The sequence below is a fragment of the Corynebacterium sp. HMSC071B10 genome, assembly GCF_001814825.1.
Lineage (GTDB): Bacteria > Actinomycetota > Actinomycetes > Mycobacteriales > Mycobacteriaceae > Corynebacterium.
Genome location: NZ_KV817970.1, coordinates 1 through 1,825, shown reverse-complemented (window position 1 = coordinate 1,825; position 1,825 = coordinate 1). Strand labels below are relative to the sequence as shown.

Here is a 1,825-nt window from a genome sequence, read left to right as displayed (position 1 = left end):
CACTTCAGTCTCTCCTATCCATCTTCACACTCCTTCCACCTGAAGTGTTTGAAGTGGAAATCTTCAATTATGGTAGCCTTACCTAAACTAGGTATAATCTTTATACTTTCCGAAGGGAGTCTCTGCCGCTGCAAACACCAGCCCTGAACGGGATTCGGTCTCAACCAACGGTGGTACCGCTGGGGCATCGGCCAGCACCAGCTGAATCCGCAGGGGCGAACCACTAATTTCCATGGTGCAGACGGCAGCGTCCGATTGCAACTTTGGTGCAGATGTATCGCAGCGCCATTCGCTTCAACGGCCTGGAGGCCGCAAATGAATCGGATGTGCTGCGTATCTACCGCTAGAAACCGCAGCACATTGGAGACCAGCCGCCAAAATGGGCGAGGTTTAGAAGATGAGAAGCGAGGGCCGAGACGAATGTTAGTCCGAAGTTGAAGGTGGCTGCGAGGTTGAAATCCATCCGGAAATATCGCGAAGTTCTGGGAATTTCCCTTCCCATCGCTGGAGTACAACTCGCCGGAGTTGCATTGACCACCACGGACGTATTGATGCTGCAGTCCGTGGGCGTACTGGCGATAGCCGGCGGCGGCCTAGCGATGCAGCTTTACAACCAGATCCGCACGATGTGCGTGGGCATGGTGACGGCCGGGGCAAATCTTGTGGCTGAAGCAGCAGCAAAAATGGAAAAAGAGAAAACCTCTTGTCAAAATTGCGAGGCGGGAGCAGAACAGATCCGGCGGGCTGTGCGCTCCTCCTTCGCGGTGGCCACTGGCACTGCAATTCTCGGCGCGTTACTGGTCATCGCCCTAGGCGGATTGGTCCTTGTTCTGCCCATCGACAAGCACGTTGCCCAACTCACCTTCGCCATGACCCTTGCGCTCGCACCCGGGTTAGTCCCGATGATGTGGCTCAACGTCCTGCGCCAATTCGCCGTGGGCATGCGAAAACCCGGCTCCCTGTTAACCATCACGCTGATATCGATATTTATAAATATCGCATTGAACTGGTTATTTATGACATGGGCAGCCTCGGATCACTGGAAGGTAGCGGGCATCGGGCTTTCTACAACTGTCATCCAACTGCTTACCTTCCTGGCCTTCCGGATTGTGGTACTGCGCATTCCCGAGCTACAGCCCTATTTCCACATCCTTCCGTGTAAAGGAGATGGGGAGACTATCTGCCGCCTCGTCCGCCTCGGGGTACCAGTCAGTCTGACCTATGGCTCGGAGGCTGCAATAACAACCATCGCCGGTTTAGTGATGGGGACCTTTAGCCCACAGATGCTAGCGGCGCACAATATTGTGAACCAACTGGCGTACATCGTTTACCAAGTGTGCATCGGCTTTTCTCACGGCGGCTCGGTGCTGATCACAAGGGCTCGGGCCGAGAGTGCCGACTCAGTGCGCGAGATTACCCGACGCATATTGTTCGTCGTGGTCACGTATCTGGGAATAATGGGCGCGCTGTGGCTTCTGTTGGGCAGGTGGGTACTGCATCCTTTCTTAAAAGAGGCAGATCCCACCACCTTTCACATTGCCGTCCTGCTCCTATGTCTCGCGGTACTGCAACAGTTCGCCAAAGGAATCCAAAACGTGGCAGTGGGCCTACTGAGAGGCCTGAAAGACACCACCTCAGGGCTACGCTGCACCCTCGTCGGGTACTGGCTGGTTGGCGTCCCCGGGATTCTGATATTTGGAAAGCTCCTCGGATGGGAAGGATATGGCGTCTGGTTAGGACTCATCATGGGTTTCGCAACCACGGCGGTACTGCTGCTACGCACATATTCCCGCCGACTGAATGAACTGACTTAACGGGAATGTTG

1 protein-coding gene is annotated in these 1,825 nt (G+C 55.0%); it reads left to right on the top strand.

All coding sequences use genetic code 11. The annotated features are described in order from the left end of the window. Positions 1-452: 452 nt before the first annotated feature. On the top strand, positions 453-1,814 hold the full coding sequence (locus HMPREF2990_RS01495) for an MATE family efflux transporter (RefSeq protein WP_231732355.1): 1,362 nt from the start codon (positions 453-455) through the stop codon (positions 1,812-1,814). The last annotated feature ends 11 nt before the right edge of the window (positions 1,815-1,825 follow it).